This window comes from Thalassotalea euphylliae (assembly GCF_003390375.1).
Lineage (GTDB): Bacteria > Pseudomonadota > Gammaproteobacteria > Enterobacterales > Alteromonadaceae > Thalassotalea_F > Thalassotalea_F euphylliae_A.
In genome coordinates, this window is sequence record NZ_QUOT01000001.1 from 3852060 (window position 1) to 3870146 (window position 18087).

21 protein-coding genes are annotated in these 18087 nt (G+C 42.6%); 14 read left to right on the forward strand and 7 right to left on the reverse strand.

From position 1 onward, the window contains the following. The 6 genes from DXX94_RS16860 (at position 1) to DXX94_RS16885 (ending at position 5727) form a co-directional block, all read left to right on the forward strand. Positions 1-183, forward strand: coding sequence for a Trm112 family protein (locus DXX94_RS16860; protein WP_116000941.1), 183 nt, complete (start codon positions 1-3; stop codon positions 181-183). Positions 184-235: 52 nt separating this feature from the next. After that, on the forward strand, positions 236-1045 hold the full coding sequence (gene kdsB, locus DXX94_RS16865) for a 3-deoxy-manno-octulosonate cytidylyltransferase (RefSeq protein WP_116017677.1): 810 nt from the start codon (positions 236-238) through the stop codon (positions 1043-1045). 100 nt (positions 1046-1145) lie between these two features. Continuing rightward, a complete protein-coding gene (locus DXX94_RS16870; protein WP_116017679.1) occupies positions 1146-1991 on the forward strand; it encodes a histone deacetylase family protein in 846 nt (281 codons plus the stop codon). 183 nt (positions 1992-2174) lie between these two features. Further along, the gene (locus DXX94_RS16875) at positions 2175-2984 is read left to right on the forward strand and encodes an SDR family NAD(P)-dependent oxidoreductase (RefSeq protein WP_116017681.1); all 810 of its coding nucleotides are present in this window, start codon (positions 2175-2177) and stop codon (positions 2982-2984) included. Positions 2985-3170: 186 nt separating this feature from the next. Next, positions 3171-3803, forward strand: coding sequence for an NAD(P)H-dependent oxidoreductase (locus DXX94_RS16880; RefSeq protein WP_116017683.1), 633 nt, complete (start codon positions 3171-3173; stop codon positions 3801-3803). A 13-nt stretch (positions 3804-3816) separates the two neighbouring features. Beyond that, positions 3817-5727, forward strand: a complete 1911-nt coding sequence (locus DXX94_RS16885) for a monovalent cation:proton antiporter-2 (CPA2) family protein (RefSeq protein WP_116017685.1) — start codon at positions 3817-3819, stop codon at positions 5725-5727. 92 nt (positions 5728-5819) lie between these two features. Here the strand turns inward: DXX94_RS16885 and DXX94_RS16890 are convergent, their stop codons facing one another. From DXX94_RS16890 to DXX94_RS16900, 3 genes are all read right to left on the reverse strand, one after another. After that, a complete protein-coding gene (locus tag DXX94_RS16890; RefSeq protein ID WP_116017687.1) occupies positions 5820-6320 on the reverse strand; it encodes a hypothetical protein in 501 nt (166 codons plus the stop codon). 136 nt (positions 6321-6456) lie between these two features. Then, positions 6457-6900: a DUF3291 domain-containing protein gene (locus tag DXX94_RS16895; RefSeq protein WP_116017689.1), complete on the reverse strand. Its 444-nt coding sequence runs from the start codon at positions 6898-6900 to the stop codon at positions 6457-6459. Between the two features lie 134 nt (positions 6901-7034). Continuing rightward, a complete protein-coding gene (locus tag DXX94_RS16900) occupies positions 7035-7592 on the reverse strand; it encodes a GNAT family N-acetyltransferase (RefSeq protein ID WP_116017691.1) in 558 nt (185 codons plus the stop codon). Positions 7593-7734: 142 nt separating this feature from the next. On the opposite strand from DXX94_RS16900, the gene DXX94_RS16905 reads away from it, so the two are divergent. The 4 genes from DXX94_RS16905 (at position 7735) to DXX94_RS16920 (ending at position 10972) form a co-directional block, all read left to right on the forward strand. After that, the gene (locus DXX94_RS16905; RefSeq protein ID WP_116017693.1) at positions 7735-8400 is read left to right on the forward strand and encodes an SDR family oxidoreductase; all 666 of its coding nucleotides are present in this window, start codon (positions 7735-7737) and stop codon (positions 8398-8400) included. 217 nt (positions 8401-8617) lie between these two features. Beyond that, on the forward strand, positions 8618-8968 hold the full coding sequence (locus tag DXX94_RS16910) for an MGMT family protein (RefSeq protein WP_116017695.1): 351 nt from the start codon (positions 8618-8620) through the stop codon (positions 8966-8968). 113 nt (positions 8969-9081) lie between these two features. Then, a complete protein-coding gene (locus tag DXX94_RS16915; protein ID WP_116017697.1) occupies positions 9082-9939 on the forward strand; it encodes an alpha/beta fold hydrolase in 858 nt (285 codons plus the stop codon). A gap of 16 nt (positions 9940-9955) precedes the next feature. Then, on the forward strand, positions 9956-10972 hold the full coding sequence (locus tag DXX94_RS16920) for a tetratricopeptide repeat protein (protein ID WP_181901578.1): 1017 nt from the start codon (positions 9956-9958) through the stop codon (positions 10970-10972). Between the two features lie 230 nt (positions 10973-11202). Here DXX94_RS16920 and DXX94_RS16925 read toward each other — a convergent pair whose 3' ends face one another. Both DXX94_RS16925 and tpx read right to left on the reverse strand, forming a co-directional pair. Beyond that, positions 11203-11658, reverse strand: coding sequence for an Hsp20 family protein (locus DXX94_RS16925; RefSeq protein WP_116002434.1), 456 nt, complete (start codon positions 11656-11658; stop codon positions 11203-11205). 453 nt (positions 11659-12111) lie between these two features. Further along, complete coding sequence (gene tpx / locus DXX94_RS16930; protein WP_116017701.1) at positions 12112-12774, reverse strand: thiol peroxidase; 663 nt, start codon at positions 12772-12774, stop codon at positions 12112-12114. 178 nt (positions 12775-12952) lie between these two features. Here tpx and DXX94_RS16935 point away from each other — a divergent pair, with 178 nt between their 5' ends. Then, on the forward strand, positions 12953-14050 hold the full coding sequence (locus tag DXX94_RS16935; RefSeq protein ID WP_116017703.1) for a response regulator: 1098 nt from the start codon (positions 12953-12955) through the stop codon (positions 14048-14050). 2 nt (positions 14051-14052) lie between these two features. Then, positions 14053-15015, forward strand: coding sequence for a sensor domain-containing diguanylate cyclase (locus tag DXX94_RS16940; protein WP_116017705.1), 963 nt, complete (start codon positions 14053-14055; stop codon positions 15013-15015). A gap of 50 nt (positions 15016-15065) precedes the next feature. On the opposite strand, the gene DXX94_RS16945 is transcribed toward DXX94_RS16940, so the two are convergent. Continuing rightward, positions 15066-15479, reverse strand: a complete 414-nt coding sequence (locus DXX94_RS16945) for a MarR family winged helix-turn-helix transcriptional regulator (protein WP_116017707.1) — start codon at positions 15477-15479, stop codon at positions 15066-15068. Positions 15480-15630: 151 nt separating this feature from the next. Between DXX94_RS16945 and DXX94_RS16950 the strand changes: the two genes are divergently transcribed. Together DXX94_RS16950 and DXX94_RS16955 are read left to right on the forward strand one after the other, a co-directional pair. Continuing rightward, positions 15631-16092, forward strand: coding sequence for a hypothetical protein (locus tag DXX94_RS16950; RefSeq protein WP_116017709.1), 462 nt, complete (start codon positions 15631-15633; stop codon positions 16090-16092). Positions 16093-16271: 179 nt separating this feature from the next. After that, positions 16272-16997: a siderophore-interacting protein gene (locus DXX94_RS16955; protein WP_116017711.1), complete on the forward strand. Its 726-nt coding sequence runs from the start codon at positions 16272-16274 to the stop codon at positions 16995-16997. Positions 16998-17195: 198 nt separating this feature from the next. On the opposite strand, the gene DXX94_RS19690 is transcribed toward DXX94_RS16955, so the two are convergent. Then, positions 17196-17993 (reverse strand): Hsp20 family protein, encoded by a 798-nt coding sequence (locus DXX94_RS19690; protein ID WP_309545224.1) that lies wholly within the window; start codon positions 17991-17993, stop codon positions 17196-17198. Positions 17994-18087 lie beyond the last annotated feature (94 nt).

Here is an 18087-nt window from a genome sequence, read left to right on the forward strand (position 1 = left end):
ATGGCTTTTGATATTAAATTAATGGAAATCCTTGCTTGCCCAATTTGCAAAGGCAAGCTGACCCTAGACAAAGAAAACAACGAGCTTATTTGTAAGTTTGACCGTGTGGCTTACCCTATAGAAAACGATATTCCGGTATTACTGGAAAATGAAGCACGCCGCCTAGAGTCAACTGATAGCTAGCGCAATACTGCTGTTAACTATCACCCTCAAGCTAATAAATTAGAGATTACATATGTCATTTGTCGTTATTATTCCTGCTCGTTACGAATCATCACGCTTACCGGGTAAAGTATTGGCTGATATCGCTGGTAAACCGATGATCCAATGGGTTGCCGAAAAGGCGCAAGCTAGTGGCGCAGACAAGGTGATTATCGCTACTGATAACGATGAAGTGGCTAAGGTAGTGGAAGGCTTTGGCGGTGAAGTTTGTCGCACGCGTGCCGACCATCAGTCAGGTACCGAGCGCCTAGCGGAAGTGGTTGAGCAATATCAATTCCCACCAGAGCAAGTGATTGTGAACGTGCAAGGGGATGAACCGTTTATTCCCGCTGAGAATATTGCACAAGTGGCTGAAAACCTTGCTTCTCAGCCTTCGGGGAAACAATTAGCCGCACGCATGGCAACTTTAGCTGTGCATATTCACGATGTTGAAGAAGCATTTAATCCAAACGCAGTTAAAGTGTTAACCGATAAAGATGGCTATGCGCTTTATTTTAGCCGCGCCACTATCCCATATGATCGTGAGCGTTTTTTGGCAACCAGTGCAGACTCAGAAGCCGCGAACGAATTGCCAGCTGAAATCGGTGATTTTTACCTGCGCCATATTGGTATTTATGCTTATCGTGCCGGCTTTATCACTGATTATGTTAGTTGGCCAGCAAGCGATTTAGAAAAAATCGAGTCATTAGAGCAGCTGCGCGTACTATGGCAAGGTGAAAAAATTCACGTGGCGGTAGCGCAAAGCCGCACCCCAGTTGAAGGTGTCGACACATCTGAAGACTTAGCGAAAGCGCAAGCATACGCGTCAACCTTATCGGACTAGAGTGTTAAGCTAGCCAAGAGCCTACCGAGTAACCGTATTGCTACCCCTTATTTATCACGATAACTATTCGTGTGATTTTCCGACCGAGCACCGCTTTGTGATGTCAAAGTTTGCTCGGTTACATCAGTACTTAGTCAAATCCGGTATCGCCAAATCTAATATTATCCGCCCCAAACAAGCGAGTGTGGATGATCTCACCATTGCCCATGCTCAGCAATATTTGCAAGGGCTTTGTGATAACGGACTAGATGAAAAGGCGTGGCGGCGCATCGGCTTACCTTGGAGCCAAGGGCTGATTACTCGTACCTTAACAGCACCTAATGGTACTTTATTGACCGCTCGAGTCGCCCTAAAAACTGGCCTAGCATGCCACCTAGCGGGCGGCACGCATCATGCCCATTACGATTTTGGTTCAGGTTTTTGCATGGTCAATGATCTTGCCTACACTGCTAAAACCTTGCTGGCAGAAAAAGCTGTCGAGCGTATTTTAATATTTGATTTAGATGTACACCAAGGAGATGGAACTGCCAGCATTCTCGCGAATGAACCCAATGCCTTTACCTGCTCGATTCATTGTGAAAAGAACTTTCCGTTTCGAAAGTCAGCCAGTGATTTAGATGTGGGTCTAGCTATCGGCCTAGATGACCAAGCTTACCTCAGCGTGGTGCGCGATACCTTTGAACAATTGATTGCAGAGCAAAAGCCAGATTTAGTGCTTTACGATGCAGGTGTTGATGTTTGGCAAAACGATGCCCTAGGTCGGCTCGATATTAGCTGGCAAGGTATTTACCAGCGTGATCATTATGTGATTGATGCTTGTTTAGCTCGCGGCATTCCCGTCGCGACGGTAATTGGTGGTGGCTATGATAAAAACCACCAGCGTTTGGCTGAGCGCCATGCTATTGTGGTTGAAGCGGCCAATGACTGTTACCGCAGTCGTTCATAACCTAGCAAAAACCTTATACTCGAAATATTCCTCTGAAAAACACACCTATTCTTAACAAAAAATAAAAACAGATTCTATTCTATTGACTGTTCTCAAGGCTTTATAAAGTAAATAAAGTATCAGCCAGTTTTATTTACCCCTCACGACACTGCCCAAAACTGACCTAAAAATAGGATAGAGATGATGAAAAAGACCATTTTTATTACTGGTGCAACTGATGGCATTGGCCAAGTAACCGCAACTATGCTGGCTGAGCAAGGCCATCACGTACTAATTCATGGTCGCAGCGCCGAGAAACTGGCAGCAATAACAGCACAGCTTGAATCACTTGCTGTTGATGGAAAAAGTGGTGGTAGTGTTAGCAGCTATCAAGCCGATTTATCAAAGTTAAGCGATGTCGCTGAGATGGCTGCAAGAATCAACGCTGAACACACCAGCATCGATGTGCTGATCAACAATGCTGGTGTTTTCCATACTCCCGAAACCATGACGGCTGACGGCTTTGATATTCGTTTTGTCGTTAACACGTTTTCACCCTACTTGTTAACTAAACTATTGTTGCCATTGATGAATGAAGATGGTCGTGTGGTGAACCTATCTTCTGCCGCGCAAGCGCCGGTTAATGTACAAGGTATGCTAAGCGGTAGCGCTTTGACCGATAATGCCGCCTACGCACAAAGTAAGTTAGCGATCACTATGTGGACCAATGCACTTGCTGCCAAGCGCACTGATAACGAGCCGCTTTATGTTTCAATCAACCCTAAGTCTTTCCTAGGCAGTAAAATGGTTAAAGAGGCTTATGGTGTTGCAGGTGGTGACTTGAGCTTAGGTGCCGATATTTTAATGCGCGCCGCACTGAGTGATGAATTTAATCAAGCTAACGGTCAGTACTTTGATAACGATAATGAACGCTTTGCCAACCCACATCCTGATGCGCTGGATGAACTTAAATGTTTATCTTTAGTTGCCGAACTGGATAAATTACTAAATTAGATAAACGGCTGGGTTCGTAAAAAAGCGAGCCTTTCGCATCGCACTTTGCAGGTCTTCTGTTAGCGTACATTAGTACTCTGTGGCCAAGCTTAATCCTGGCGTTTAAACGACAGCATAGAAAAGCTTGGCTACACTTAAAAAATGATGTGAGAGAGCTTCTACTATAACTAGAAAAATCAAAATATTATGTCTGCTAACCAAGTGCGTAAAAAAATCTTATTACTGTTTGCTCATCCTTCGCAGAAGCGCTCGGAAGTAAACTTACCTATGTTCGAATTGGCAAAATCGCTTGATTTTGTTACTTGCGTTGATCTTTACAGCGAATACCCACGCCACCATATCAATATTAATCGTGAGCAACAGCGATTAGTTGATCACGATATCGTGATTTTTCAGTTTCCATTTTATTGGTATTCCACGCCCTCATTGTTAAAAGAATGGCAAGATCTGGTGCTCGAATATAATTTTGCCTACGGTCCGGATGGTACGGCATTGCATGGTAAAACTCTTATTTGTGCATTAAGTGCGGGCGGTGCAGAACAAGCTTATCGGGCAGATGGCTATAACCACTTTACTGTCCGTGAGTTACTACAGCCATTAGAACAAACTGCTAGGTTAACCGGGATGCGTTACTTACCACCGTTTGCAATATTTTCTAGCCGTTCAACCGAATGTCAGCGCCAACAACACCTTGCTAACTGGCGCAAGTTACTTGAAGCCCTATCGTTTGAATTAATCAATGATGACAAAGTGGCCGAACTGACCACCATCAATGATGCTTTACCCGCATTGCCTAATTTGGCCAGCATGGCCGTTTAACGAGCGCTAAATTATGACCGAATATTTCTTACAGGCATTTATTTATCTAGCTGCTGCGGTGATTGCTGTACCTATTGCTAAAAAACTCGGCTTAGGCTCGGTACTGGGTTATTTAATTGCAGGGGTGATTATTGGCCCTGTAACGCATTTAGTGGGGCAAGAAACAGCAACTATTCAACACTTTGCTGAATTTGGCGTGGTGATGATGCTATTTCTTGTCGGGCTTGAACTTGCCCCTAGCATGCTGTGGCAAATGCGTAATCGTTTATTCGGGCTAGGTGGTCTGCAAGTGGTTATCTCGACAGGTTTAGTTGCTTGTATTGCCTTGTTGTTTGAGCAGCCTTGGTCTGTGGCGCTAGCTATAGGCTTAATTTTCTCACTTTCTTCAACCGCTATCGTACTGCAAACCTTTAACGAAAAAGGGTTATCGAATACAGAGGGAGGGCGCAATGCGTTTTCCGTATTATTGATGCAAGATATTGCGGTCATTCCTATGCTCGCTTTTATTCCGATGCTGGCTCTACCTGATTTAGTCGCGGCGGCAGAGGGGCTGCAAAGCAGCGCAGAGCATCATGAGCAGCTAAATTTAGTCGCGCATTTGCCAACATGGGCTTATGCCATTGCTATTCTAGCCAGTATTGGCGGGGTGATTGTACTCGGTCATTTCCTCTCTCGTCCTTTGTTTCACTATGTAGCAAGTTCAGGTTTGCGCGAGATATTTGTCGCCACGGCATTGCTGCTTGTTGTTGGTATTGCAGCATTAATGAGTTTAGTTGGCTTATCGCCAGCGCTCGGCACTTTTTTAGCTGGCGTGGTACTTGCCAACAGTGAGTTTCGCCATGAATTAGAAAGTAATATTGAGCCGTTTAAAGGTTTGTTGCTTGGCCTGTTTTTTATTACGGTTGGGGCAGGCATCAACTTCGAGATATTAGCTAATCAAGCCCTAGTTATTGGCTTGCTGACTTTAGCGGTTATTGTGGTTAAGGCGTCTGTGCTTTGGGGCTTAGCCGTGATGTTTCGCATTAAAAATAGCAATCGCTGGCTGTTTTCATTAAGCCTTGCCCAAGCAGGGGAGTTTGGCTTTGTTTTACTTAGCTTCTCGGTGCAACAGCATGTGATCCCAACCGATGTAGCGACTATTTTACAACTGGTTGTGGCCTTGTCGATGTTCCTAACGCCTGTGTTATTTATCTTGTTTGAACATGTGATTATGCCGCGCTATCAGGCGGATACCAGTAATCAGTCTTATGACGATATTGGTCACTCAGCAAGTGTGATTATTGCCGGTATTGGCCGTTTTGGACAGATTGTTAATCGTTTACTGGTCGCTAACGGCGTTAAAACTGTGGTGCTGGATCACGAAGCGTCACAAGTGGAAAACCTGAGAAAAATAGAAATTCAAAGCTACTTTGGCGATGCAACGCGACCTGATTTACTGCACACCGCAGGCATAGAAAACGCCAAATTATTAATTGTCGCGATTGATAATCGTGAACAAGCGATTGAGCTCATCAAATATGTGAAACACACTTACCCTAAGGTAAAAATTCTCGCCCGCGCTTTTGATAAAGGCCATAACTATGAGTTGTTGCAAGCTGGGGCTGACTATACGGTTAACGAAACTTATTTTTCAGCACTAGAGCTAGGCGCAGAAGCGATGACTGAGCTAGGTTTTCATCCATTTGAAACAGAGCAGAAGAAATACGCGTTTTGTCAAACTGAAGCCGCTGCTTCTAATCAGCTTTATCAGCAATGGCTAGGTGGCAGTGAAGGGCAGAAATTTGATCCTAACTACCGCAAACTGTTTATGCAAATGGAAGAAAGCATTAAACAGGCAATGCAGCGTGATCGTATGGATAAACACGATGGCGCTGAGCGTGGCTGGACACCGCCACCGAAAAATTATGAGAAAGGGTTTGATTGATGTCAGTTTAAGTCTGAGCTAATACAACTAAGATTTAGGCAGTCAGTCACAAGTACAAAACTGCCTTTTATCTTTATTCGTTTATTTGATGCCTAAAGACCTGCCGCTTGTTTTACTTGGCTAAAGTGCTCTAGTACTTCTTCAAGCTCATGCTCAATTTGTTTACGTGTGTCTGTTGAATCGTTCGAAGTTTTGGCAATCACAGCCATAGTTGCTGGGTGCACTAATAAGTCTTTAGCGTGGTAACAAGCCGCTGATTTTACCGCAGGTAATTTACCGTCAGCGTGGTAATCGCGTTCTATTTCGTCCAAAGAAAGCGTCATCATGTCGTTGGCTGCGGCCAAGGCTGCACCTAAGTAATCTTTACAAATCGGTTGTTTGGCAACGAATACAGGTAACAACTTTGTCGATAAGGTAGTTAGTTCAGCACTTTTTTTTGCTAATTCGGCGATTGGTGCGCTATCTACACTTGCAGCGATCTCTTTGGCAAGATGCTGGTAGCTATCCCAGTGATCAGTTTTATGTGCGTGCGCGTTTGCTACTGTTGAAATTAAGCTAGCGGCTAGTGATAAACCAAGGGCTAATTTTTTCATTAAAGGTCTGCTTTCGAGTAATGCTGTTAATAAAGCTAGACTATAGCGAACTTTTACATAAATGAAAATAATTGTTATTTGCGTTGTTGAGGTTTAATACCTGTTATTTGTCTAATCTCAAACTATTGCAGCTGGCTCATACTGCAGGAAAAAGCTGCTTAAAGCTAAAGGCTGCTTGAGTTTCACCGTGTACGCGAAGGTACTCTAGCTTTGCTACAGCCTCTGCAATTGTTGGCCTGTGCTCTGCCTCAACCCACCAAAGCACATAAGTGGCTTGCGATGATTTTTCAAACCACTGTGCTTTTCGTTTCATAAAGCTCAGGTGATCTGTTTTAAACATAAAGTTTTTTAAGACGTCGGCATCTTGCCACACTGACATATTGACGATGGTTTGAGGGTTGTCAAACGCTTGAATATCGGTGGCATTGCCAGTGTCGTCTTTTAATCGCCAGATAAAACCGGGCGACTGCTCGGCAACACCATTGATGCGATCGAGATTATCGACAAAATCGGCAAGTTGTGGGCTATCAAGCGGTGCGAGTGCGGTCGCAATATTGAGTTGTGCTAATACCTTGGTCATGGTTCTTCCCTGATATTTGTTTTGGATTTGTAGTTTGCTCTATGAGCTTTACTGGATTCTTACCGTTTTGTGTAAACCGCTTGTCTAGATGCTAATGTCTAAAATATAAGAGGTTTAAATATCACTGCTTGTGATCAAGCCAAACTCGGGTTGATTAAGCCGTAGTAGTAACTATCAAACCATGTGTCGCCAACACAAAAATCCGATGCTAAGCAGCCCTCACGCTTTAATGATAACCTTTCCATTACTTTCCAGCTCGGCGTGTTTTCAATGGCGCATTTGGCGAATATTTTTCTTGCCCCTAAAGATGTAAAAATAAAGTCCATCATCGGCTTCGCGGCTTCGGTAAGAATGCCTTTGCCTTGCTGTTCACTTAGCAGTAAGTAGCCAATTTCAACGCGCATCGCATCAATGTTTTCAAGTAAGAAGCCGACGCTACCGCAAAATGCGCTGCTAGCGCGATCAAATATTAACAAAGTGAACCATTGGCTATGATCGTTAAAACACGTATTTCTCGCTTGAAATTTAGTTTCAAAAGCTTCTGGTTCAAGCACATCGCCAATAAAAGTCATCAACTCAGGATCTGTTTGTATCGCACTGAAATATTGTAAATCGTGTTGATTCATAACGCGTATGGATAAACGCTCAGTGCGAAACGATAAATTGGCAGGGGTTAGGCAGGATAAGTCCATTTTATTCACTGGTGTTACACTCTATACTGTCAAAAATAATACCATTACTCCACATAATGACACTGCTATTAAGTATTGGTCAACAGATAGGCAGTACAAAATAAAGACAACGTAAAAGCACGTACAAAAGAGAGTTATTCAAATGGCAAAAACAATCGTAATTACTGGCGCTAATCGCGGCATTGGCTTGGCGATGGCATCAATTTTTAGTGAGCGTGGCGACAGCGTTTATGCCGTTTGTCGCCAAAGCTCTCCTGCACTTGATGCGTTAGGCGTAACTGTAGTAGAAGGCGTTGATGTAACCGAGGAAAGCGGCTTGGCGACAATGGCACAAGCGCTAACAGGTCAAGCAATTGATGTACTGGTGTGTAATGCCGGTATTTTACGAGACGAGAATTTAGCCAACTTTAACCTTGATACCATGCGTGAACAGTTTGAGGTTAACACCTTAGCTCCGCTTCGCGTGGTTCACGCATTGCAAGCAAACCTTGGTGCGGGCGCTAAAGTGGCAATGATCACCTCGCGCATGGGGTCAATTGCCGACAACACTTCAGGTGGTCGCTTTGGCTATCGCATGTCAAAAGCGGCCTTAAATATTGCTGCTGTGTCGCTTAGCCATGATTTAGCAGAGCAAGAAATTACTGTTGGTATTTATCACCCAGGCTATGTACAAACCGATATGGTTGGCGGCCGTGGTGATATTTCTGCAAACGAGTCGGCAAGCCGCATTATTGGATTGGTGGACGAATTAACGCTAGCGACTAGCGGCCAGTTTAGACATTCAAATGGCCAACAATTACCTTGGTAATATTAAAACGTGTCGAGTTATACCAATTGAATTAATTAGTTGATCAATTATGGCGCAGGAAAAAGGTTAATTAACAAGGCGTTATTTGTTGTTAACTAGTTGTTCTAATTTCAAAAATAACAACGCAGTTAATGAGCATTTTAACCAGCTAGAATGATCAAGTATTTATTGAAATTGGTATTTACCCCAGTTACAGCGAAATAGACCTAGTTACTTAATGAAAGAAAGCTACTTTAAAATTTGGCGCACGGTACAGATGATCCCTGCAGGTAAGGTTGCCAGTTATGGACAAATTGCTGATTTAGCAGGGTTACCGGGGCGTGCTCGACTCGTTGGAAAGTCATTGGGCTTTGTCCCAAAAGAAGGTTACCAAGGCCAGCCTGTGCCTTGGTTTCGCGTGATAAATTCAGCAGGGAAAATCTCTTTTCCTGTCGGCTCTGAGTCATTTGAGCGGCAAAAACAGCACCTACAAGATGAACAAGTGGTAGTGATCGGTTCACGCATCAAACTGAAAGAATTCCAATGGCAGCCTGACTTAGCAGAGTTATTGTTTAGACTCGAGTATTAATAGCGAAATCCAAGACTAACCACGTATCGTAATAATTATTTTTGACAATCGAGTAGAGATTCTCATAATAAGCAATCTTTTATTTGACACCCTGTTAGATTGGTGGAGTATTTATGTCAGCAAATACGTTGTCTGATTCGAAAAGTTATGTTGAACCTGATGTTAAACAAAGGGCTACAACCAAGGGAATAGCAAAAGGGATTTATGTTTCGGGCACGGGCCCTGCCATCGTATTTTTGCACAGCTCGCTGAGCTCTTCCCGTCAATGGCTACCGCTGGTCAAACAGCTGGAGAATCACTTTACTTGCATCAACGTTGATATTTTGGGCTATGGTGGTGCCGACCGTGTGAGTGACCCGGAAAACTATAGCTTCGATGTTGAAATTGCTCGCATCAAACAAGCACTGGCTGCGGTTATTGGCAATGGCAGTTATCACTTAGTTGGTCATTCTTGTGGTGGTGCGATAGCACTTAAATTGGCGGTTGAGGCACCACAGCGCGTGCTTAGCTTGTCACTTTTTGAGCCAGTAGCATTTAATTTATTACCGGCAGGTAGTGAGCTGCGTAATGTCGCTGATGAATTTGCCAATCGCGTTGATATTGAAGATAAGTTTAAAGCGGCAGAAGTATTTACTGATTTTTGGAATATGAAAGGCTTTTTTCAATCATTGCCGGATAAGATGCAAGCCCTAATGGCGAATGACATGGCTAAAGTGACGCTCGACTTTAAAGGGTTAATTTCGGCGAGCTATTCTCTTGCTAATGTTGCTGAAATTAAAGCGCCGACTTTATTTTTAACCGGTAAATACAGCCCGCAATTAAGTCATAGCTTAGCTGAAACCATTATTGGCAGCCTACCAAATGTAAAAAGTGTAGAAGTTGAAGCCGGACATATGGCGCCAGTTAGCCATGGTAAGTTAGTATTACCTATCATTGCTGACTTTATTCAACAACATGCTGAGAATCATTAGTTCACACCATTTTCGAGTGTCATGTCGCAAGCTTACTCAAGGTGCTCAATTAAGGCTAGTGAGTGGGCTTGCTAAAGCAACCAGATCAATTATCGGGTTACTCGCGACTTTATTGACCTGTGTGATCATGGCTAAGGGAGCTTCCGCTGCTCAGGCTAGCACTCTTCGTCCTGATACTGATATTCATGCGGTTTGTGCACAATCGCCGCAGCAATGTTTAATTCATATCGAACAATTGTTGAGACTAGAACCCAATGAAAGCCGTCGCTGGTTTCAATATAAGAATTATCAACTTGACGCCTTATTTGAGTTAGAGCGCTTAGAGCTATTGGTAACTGAGCTTAAACCTTGGATTGCTCGAGACGATATTCCGCTGAAGTTTAAAATCAGCGTGCTAATTTATACCGCTAAAACCTCACCAGCTAGCGATAAAGATATCGCTAATCAGTATATGCGCAACGCGATTGAGTTACTTGAACAAGTCAGTGAAGTGAATCGCAATCCGATGATCGTGGTGCAAATTGCCAATAGCTTAAATCAACAAAAGGAATATCAGCGCGGCTATGACATGTTGCTGCCGCTGGTTGCCAAATATGAAAACCGACATATGCCACGTTTTCAAAGCGAATTATTTGGAAATTTAGGGCATTTTGCATATCGGCTCAATAAACTTGATGAGCATGTAGACTATCGTCTTTCAGCGTTGAAGTGGGCAAGGTTAACAGGCAATGACAGTCAAGTAGCGATAACACTTTACAATGTTGCTCGTGCCTATCAAATGGCTGAAAACTATCCTATGGCGTTAGATTTTCTGTTACAGACCGAACAGTTAGGTAAATTTGGCGATAACGATCACACCTTAATTAATTTCCGACGAGCAGAAATTGCCTTAGCACAAGGTCAGCTTGATGAGGCCGGGCGCCATTATAGCAAGGTTGAACAAGTGAGGGGCTCGGCACATTATCAAGACTTATTTACTCAGTTTGAGTCGGCATTGACTCAAGCAAAAAGTGCGTCGCAAAGTGCTGAATAAAGCCTAGTGATACCAATTTCAATAAATAATTGATCATTCTAGCTGGTTAAAATGCTCATTAACTGCGTTGTTATTTTTGAGATTAGAACAACTAGTTACCAAAAATAACGCCTTGTTTATGAACCTTTTTCCTGCGCCATAATTAATTCAATTGGTATGAAAACGACAAAAAAAGCCCGGTAACTATACCGGGCAAAAACTAAAACAGGGAAAACATGTCGTTGAAAAGTTTATTCGGTATTACCCTCTAATAAACTTTTGCCATTAATAGCAATTTTTCTTGGCTTTAGGGCCTCTGGGATTTCTCTTTCTAAGTCAACGTGTAGTAAACCGTTTTCCATAAAGGCACCGACGACTTTCACGTGGTCACCGAGTTGGAACTTACGCTCGAAGTTACGTTCGGCAATGCCTTGATGTAAGAATTTTCGTTCAGCTTTGTCAGCTGCATTGGCTTTTGTGCCAGTAATAATTAAGTGATTTTGCTTTGATTCAATATCAAGCTCTTCTTCTGCAAACCCTGCAACGGCCATGGTAATGCGGTACTTATCTTCCGCAAGTGATTCAATGTTGTATGGCGGGTAAGAAGGCTGTTTCTCGTTGCGTGCGGCTTTATCCATTAGGCTAGCTAAGTGATCAAAACCAATGAATGAACGGTATAGTGGGCTGAAATCTGTAGATGTACGCATAATCGTCATATCCTATATTTGTTTAGCAATATGTTAATACTTAATAAAATTTGGCTGTGGCAGGCAGTCCGACTAGCTAGCATCATTGGCTAATAAAAGTTAGTTAAAGCTCACTAAAGTGACACTTAAATGCTGTGTTTGTCGCGATTGTTGCCATTTCTTGCATTGCAAGATAAAGCTAAATTCATTAAGCGTGCCCTTCATAATGAACGGGCGGTTAATGTGATGTAGTCCCTATCAGGCGACTACAATTTCTATATGTGGTTGATGAAAATAGATTCAAGGAAAAAACTTAAAAAATTTTAAATTAATTTTTTATTTGTTTTTAAATGTTTGAATATATGGATTGTTTTTTGAACGTTCAGAAACAAAAAAGAGCCAGTCGGCTCTTTTAAAAAATGTAAAGTAACGAAAAGCTCGAAAGCAACGAACAGCTCTAAAGTATCGAAAAGTCTAGTGACCCGCGACAGCGCCATCTTCAGTAGCCGAAGTTGTTGATGTCGAAGCTTCCGCTGAATTTAGTGCTTTTAAGGTTGCCAAGGCATTGTCGTAATTTGGATGCTGAGAAATGTTTGCAACGAGTTCTTTGTAAGCGATATTACGTTGCTCATCGATAATAAAAATTGCGCGCGTTAGCAGCCCCATATCTTTAATTAGCAAACCGTACTTACTACCAAAGTCTCGCCATACTGCGTCGGAAAGCACTTTTACTTTGTCGATGTTTTCAGTTTTACAGAAACGCTTTTGTGCAAAAGGTAAGTCGTTGCTAATAGTCATCATCACCACGTTGCCAGGTAGATTAGCAACTTCTTCATTAAAGCGTTTAGTTTGCAATGAACACACGCCAGTATCTAAGCTAGGTACCACTGAAATAAGCACCGGCTTGTTTGCGAAGTCGCTTAACGATACTGGCCCAAATGAATCATTTACCACTTTAAAGTCTGGTGCTTTTTGACCTTCTTTAACTTGGTTGCCTAATAAGGTGACAAACTTGTTGCCTGCTTTCACTAAATTGTCGGTTTGCGGCAGAGAGTCTTGCGTGAAGAAATCAGCGCAAGCAGAGGAAATAACAGCAAAATTTAATGCACTAGTTAATAGTAAAGTTGAAAATTTCATATATAGTGTACGTATAGATATCGTATGTAATACAAGCTTACCTTCGTCCTGATTAAATTGCTAATGAATAAGGCTGGTCTTGGTTATTTTACCGATATAACAATAGAGTGCAGTTGGGGCTTTAGCCTTTGCTTAACTCTCTCACATCCATTGAAGTGTCAGAGGTTGTTTACTGATAATGCCAACCAAATTACTTATATGCGACGACTCAAATATGGCGCGCAAGCAGGTAGCACGTTCACTGCCTGAAGACTGGGAGGTCGATGTAAGTTTTGCCGAAAATGGCGAACAAGCGATTGCCGCGATTAAAGCTGGCAAAGGCGATGTGCTGCTACTGGACCTGAATATGCCAGTCATGGATGGGTATCAAGTCCTTGAAACCATCGTCAAAGAAGATTTACCAACGCTTACCGTAGTGATTTCCGGTGATATTCAGCCAGAAGCGCATCAGCGCGTTACGGGTATGGGCGCGCTGGATTTTATTCAAAAGCCTGTGAACAAAGATAAACTAACCGAGATCTTACTGTCTTACGGTATTTTTACTCGCGAAGAGCTTTCTACGAGTAAAGTAAACCAGGAAACTGCAACGAAAAGCCGACAAGATAAAATAGAGTTACCTGCCATCAACAAGCCTGTGCCTAAAGCGCAGGAAGTAAAAGAGCGCGTATACCAGCCAATCACCTTAGCGACAGATTTACGAGATTGTTATCAAGAAATCGCCAATGTTGCCATGGGCAGAGCAGGGGATTTATTGGCGCGCTTACTCGATGTATTTGTACTCTTGCCAATTCCGAATGTTAATTTGATTGAAGTTAGCGAGCTTCGCATGGCACTAACTTCAGTTGCCACTAATGAGACAACATCGGGCGTATGTCAGGGTTTTATTGGCGCAGGCGTCAGCGGCGAAGCGTTATTAATTCTCAATGATTCGAGTTTCAAAGAAATCGCATCTTTGATGAACTATCACCAAGATATTGATGAAAGTGCTGAACTTGAACTGTTAATGGACATGGCCAATACCTTAATTGGTGCCTGCTTAAGTGGTGTTTCTGAGCAACTTGATATGACGTTTAGCCAAGGTCACCCCGTAGTGCTTGGTCAACACCGCAATATTAAAGACTTAATTGCCACCAACTCAGCAAAATGGCGTCAAACGCTTGCCATCGAGATTAGCTACAACATTGAAAACTATTCAATAAAATGTGACTTGTTGTTGCTATTTACTGAAGAATCAATGCGCACTTTGAACAATAAAATTTCCTATTTACTGGATTAGTTATGTCGTTAGAAGCATCACAATTAAATGAATTACATTGGCTGATGGAAATGTTGCACAACATTGACGTTGGCTTAGTGGTACTTGATCGTGAGTACAATATCCAGATTTGGAATGGTTTTATGGAGAACCACAGTGGTTTACTGCCACGCGAGGTTAAAGATAAAAACTTGTTTAGCTTGTTTGAGGAAATTCCTCAAGACTGGTTTGTTCGTAAAGCGGAATCGGTATTTTTACTGAAAAACAAAGCGTTTACCATTTGGGAGCAGCGCCCATATGTGTTCAAGTTTCAAAACTATCGCCCAATCACGGGTACAGCTGATTACATGTACCAGAATACCACTTTTATCCCGCTTATGGCTGCCAATGGGAAAGTGAGTCACCTGTGCTTGATTGTTTATGATGTAACCGACAGTGCGGTGCATAAGAAAGATCTTGAAGCGGCTAACCAAGAACTGGCGATACTAAGTCAAACTGATGGGTTAACTAAGTTGTTTAACCGCACCCATTGGGAACGTTGTTTAGAAGCTGAATTTAAACGTTGGACTCGCAGCCATAACCCAAGCTGTCTAGTCATGATTGATATTGATCATTTCAAAAATATCAATGACAGCTATGGTCATATGGTAGGCGACCAAGTGATTCGACATTTGGCAGATGTTGTGCGTCAACAAGTGCGAGAAACCGATGTGTCTGGGCGTTATGGCGGTGAAGAATTTTCTATTTTGTTATCCGACACGACCTTAGAAAATGCCCACATATTTGCTGAGCGTATGCGCAAGACAGTTGAGGCTTCGGTGGTGAAATACAATGATATTGATGTGAAGTACACCATCAGCATTGGTATTGCACAAGTTACGCCGGGTATCAGCACCTACGAAGCGTGGATTGAATGCTCAGATGCTGCGCTTTATCAGTCAAAAGAAGGCGGTCGTAACCGTATTACCTTGTTCCCCAAACAATAACATCACGAACTTTCACTTGGTATCAATTGCCTCTTGTGTGCTAGAGGCAATTATTCCAAATTTGCTTTTAATTTGCTGGCAATTTCAGTAAATGCGCTAATTTGTGAGGCAGGAATATCGGTCAGCATTTTTTCAAACACCTCTTGTTCCGCTTGCTTAAATGCAGCCATTATTGCTTGTCCAGATGATGTTAAAACCAATAATTGGCTTCTCTTATCCTGTGCATGGTCTTTTTTAATGACTAAGCCTTGAGTGACTAACTCTTTAATTAGTCGATTAATCTGGGCTTTATCTCGTCCCATAAAGTTTGCCAATTTTTGGCCAGTACACAGATCAATCTTGCTAATAACTTTCAACGATTTAAGGTGCATTGGTGTTAAATCAAAGTCTAGCTGTTTGACCTTGGTTAGTATGTTCATTCGCACTGAATGTATTAATTCAAAAAGCGTGTCGCTAAGTTCCATGTTGATTCCACATTTTTTTGCTAAGCGCAAAATGCATCAAATTGTAAAGTTGGTTGATAATGTCAACCAACTTTTATTATAGTAGACCTTGTCAACTTTATTCAATTCTTTGCCGTTTTTCCATTCAAGTAACCATTTTATTAGAGTAAATATGCAATCGAATGTTAAGCAGGTGTTTAAGCTGTTACCTGCAGTGCTGGTGCTTATTGCCATCATTATCACCATTATGACCTGGGTGAATTTATCGACACTTCGCGGCTTTTTTGAAGCTTGGAGCCGTGCGTTCTTTTTTGCCACCGTTACGGTTTTGCCAATAGGCGGTTTGATGTTTTTAGCGCTTTATCAGTTTATTGGGCGTGTATTTCGCAAATGGCCAGAGATGCTTCGTAATTTGCTCATTGGTATAGTGATGACGCTAATCTTAGAATCGATAATGGCGCTCACCACAACGGCGAGTATTCAAAACTTCCAGTCGATAAATGAGTTTTTTGATTTGTACATGACGAGCTTTTTATACGCCTTACCTGTTGGACTGCTCTATGCCAGTGTCACTGCTGTTATGGTTAATTTTGAAGTAGAACAGGAAGTTATTGCTCGTGCAAAACGTCAGTGAGGTTTCTCTAAAAAGCCAGTAGTTACCAGCTGCTAAGCCCAAGCATGCAAGGTAATTAGTTTTTCTGAGCTGAAATTAGATTTATCACAACTTGATGGTCAACTGACTGAGTTGGTGGCGATCAGGAGTAGGCTTGCTGAAATTTCAGCGAGTTAATATTTGTAACTATCGGAGGAAATATGGCAGCAAATCTATATATGACGCAGGTATCATCGGTACAAGATGTATCACCACACATGCGCCGAGTTGTGTTAACAGGTGAATCTCTGGCTGATTTTCCGGTAGATAAAGAAAGTGCGCATGTAAAAGCTATTTTCCCTGATCCGAGCTCACAAGACAAAATTCCTACGCTAAGTACCGCGCCTGATCAGAGAAAATGGATGCGCTCTTATACTATTCGACAATTTAACCCGTTACGGCGAGAACTGACCATCGATTTTGCGGTTAATGACCATCAAGGGTTAGCGGCAGACTGGGCACTCAACGCACAACCAAATGATTTCTTAGGGGTCGCAGGCCCAGGCGACATCAAGCACACTGACTTTGGTGCCCATCAGCATTTGTTTTTTGGCGATATCACGGCGCTGCCTGCCATTGCTGCCACGTTGGAGCAACTGCCTCAGTCATCCCAAGGACAAGCTTGGTTACAGGTGCCTGATAGTGAAGATATTCAAGAAATAATAGCTCCTAGAGGAATAAAGGTTCACTGGCTAGTAACGCCAAATAAATTAACTGATAGGTTTTTATCGGGGTTGCAATCGGTTGGATGTGAGCTAACTGACACTGCAATTTTTATTGCAGCAGAAGTGAGTATCGTAAGGCAACTTAAGGCGTATTTATCAGATCATTGCCAATACACTCCTGAAAAGCTGTATGCCAGTGCATATTGGAATAGTAAGCGATAGCGACAACGACTAATGATATTTCACAACCAACTACCGCGACTTTAACTTTGGCTTACGGCAAAATTTAAACTTACCCGAAGAAAGGGGAAGGAGCTTCCCCTTTCTTCAGCTCTAGCTTTATGATTTTAGCCATTTAACTTTCCCCTATTTATTTCAGTTATTTAGTGTTCGACCATTTTAGCATTAGCCGTTAAAACTTTAGCCATTAAACCAGCGAACGTCTGCCGCTATTTTATCGTGCTGCTTAAGCTTTTCGCGGGGCACCGGTTTTTCTGCATGCTGCTCTGCATCACTTTTTTCCGTGATTTTTGTGACACTAGTAGTTGAATTAATTCGCTGCTTACTACCCCTTAGTTGGTCTTTTTCCGAACCCCTGTGCACACTAGTTCGCGTATTTATGCTCCGTTCTGTATTTTTTCCAGAGCTCGTTTGAACAGTCTCTTGGTCAACAGGAAGATTGTCGATAGAGTGATTGCTAACAGCTCTATTGTGGCTTGGCTTACTTTTGTTGGCATCGGCATCGGCGGGTGGGTTAGCGCGATGCTGCATAGCTTCTTGATTAGCTGACTTATACGGGTGGTTGATTGCAATACAAGTTGCACCATTTGATTCAGGCAGTGTTTTAACCAGTTCGATAACAAGAAGGCCGTGGCTTAGTTTAGCCCGTGTTACTTCAACATATTCTGCAAGTGTGAATTTTCGCTCAAAACTTTGCGTGATAATGCCATGATGTAGATACTGGCGATTCGCGTTTTTCAGCTTTTCGCCACTCACCGTTAGCTCACCATGCTCTACTTGAATATTGAGTTCATCGTCAGCAAAGCCTGCCGCTGCGATGGTAATCGCATAGCAATTTTCTGCAACGACCTCAATATTGTAAGCGGGATAGCTGCTTACCTCATTTGTTGCAGCTAGTGCGTTATCTAACAAGCCGGATAACCCGTCAAAGCCAATACTACTGCGATAGAGTGGGCTTAAATCAACTGAGTTCATCATACATCCTCCTCCAAAAGTAATAATGCAAGCTATTGTTGGTAATAGCTAAACTGCTTTTCAAACTGTTAATTCGCTACTGTTATTTCCCTACCGT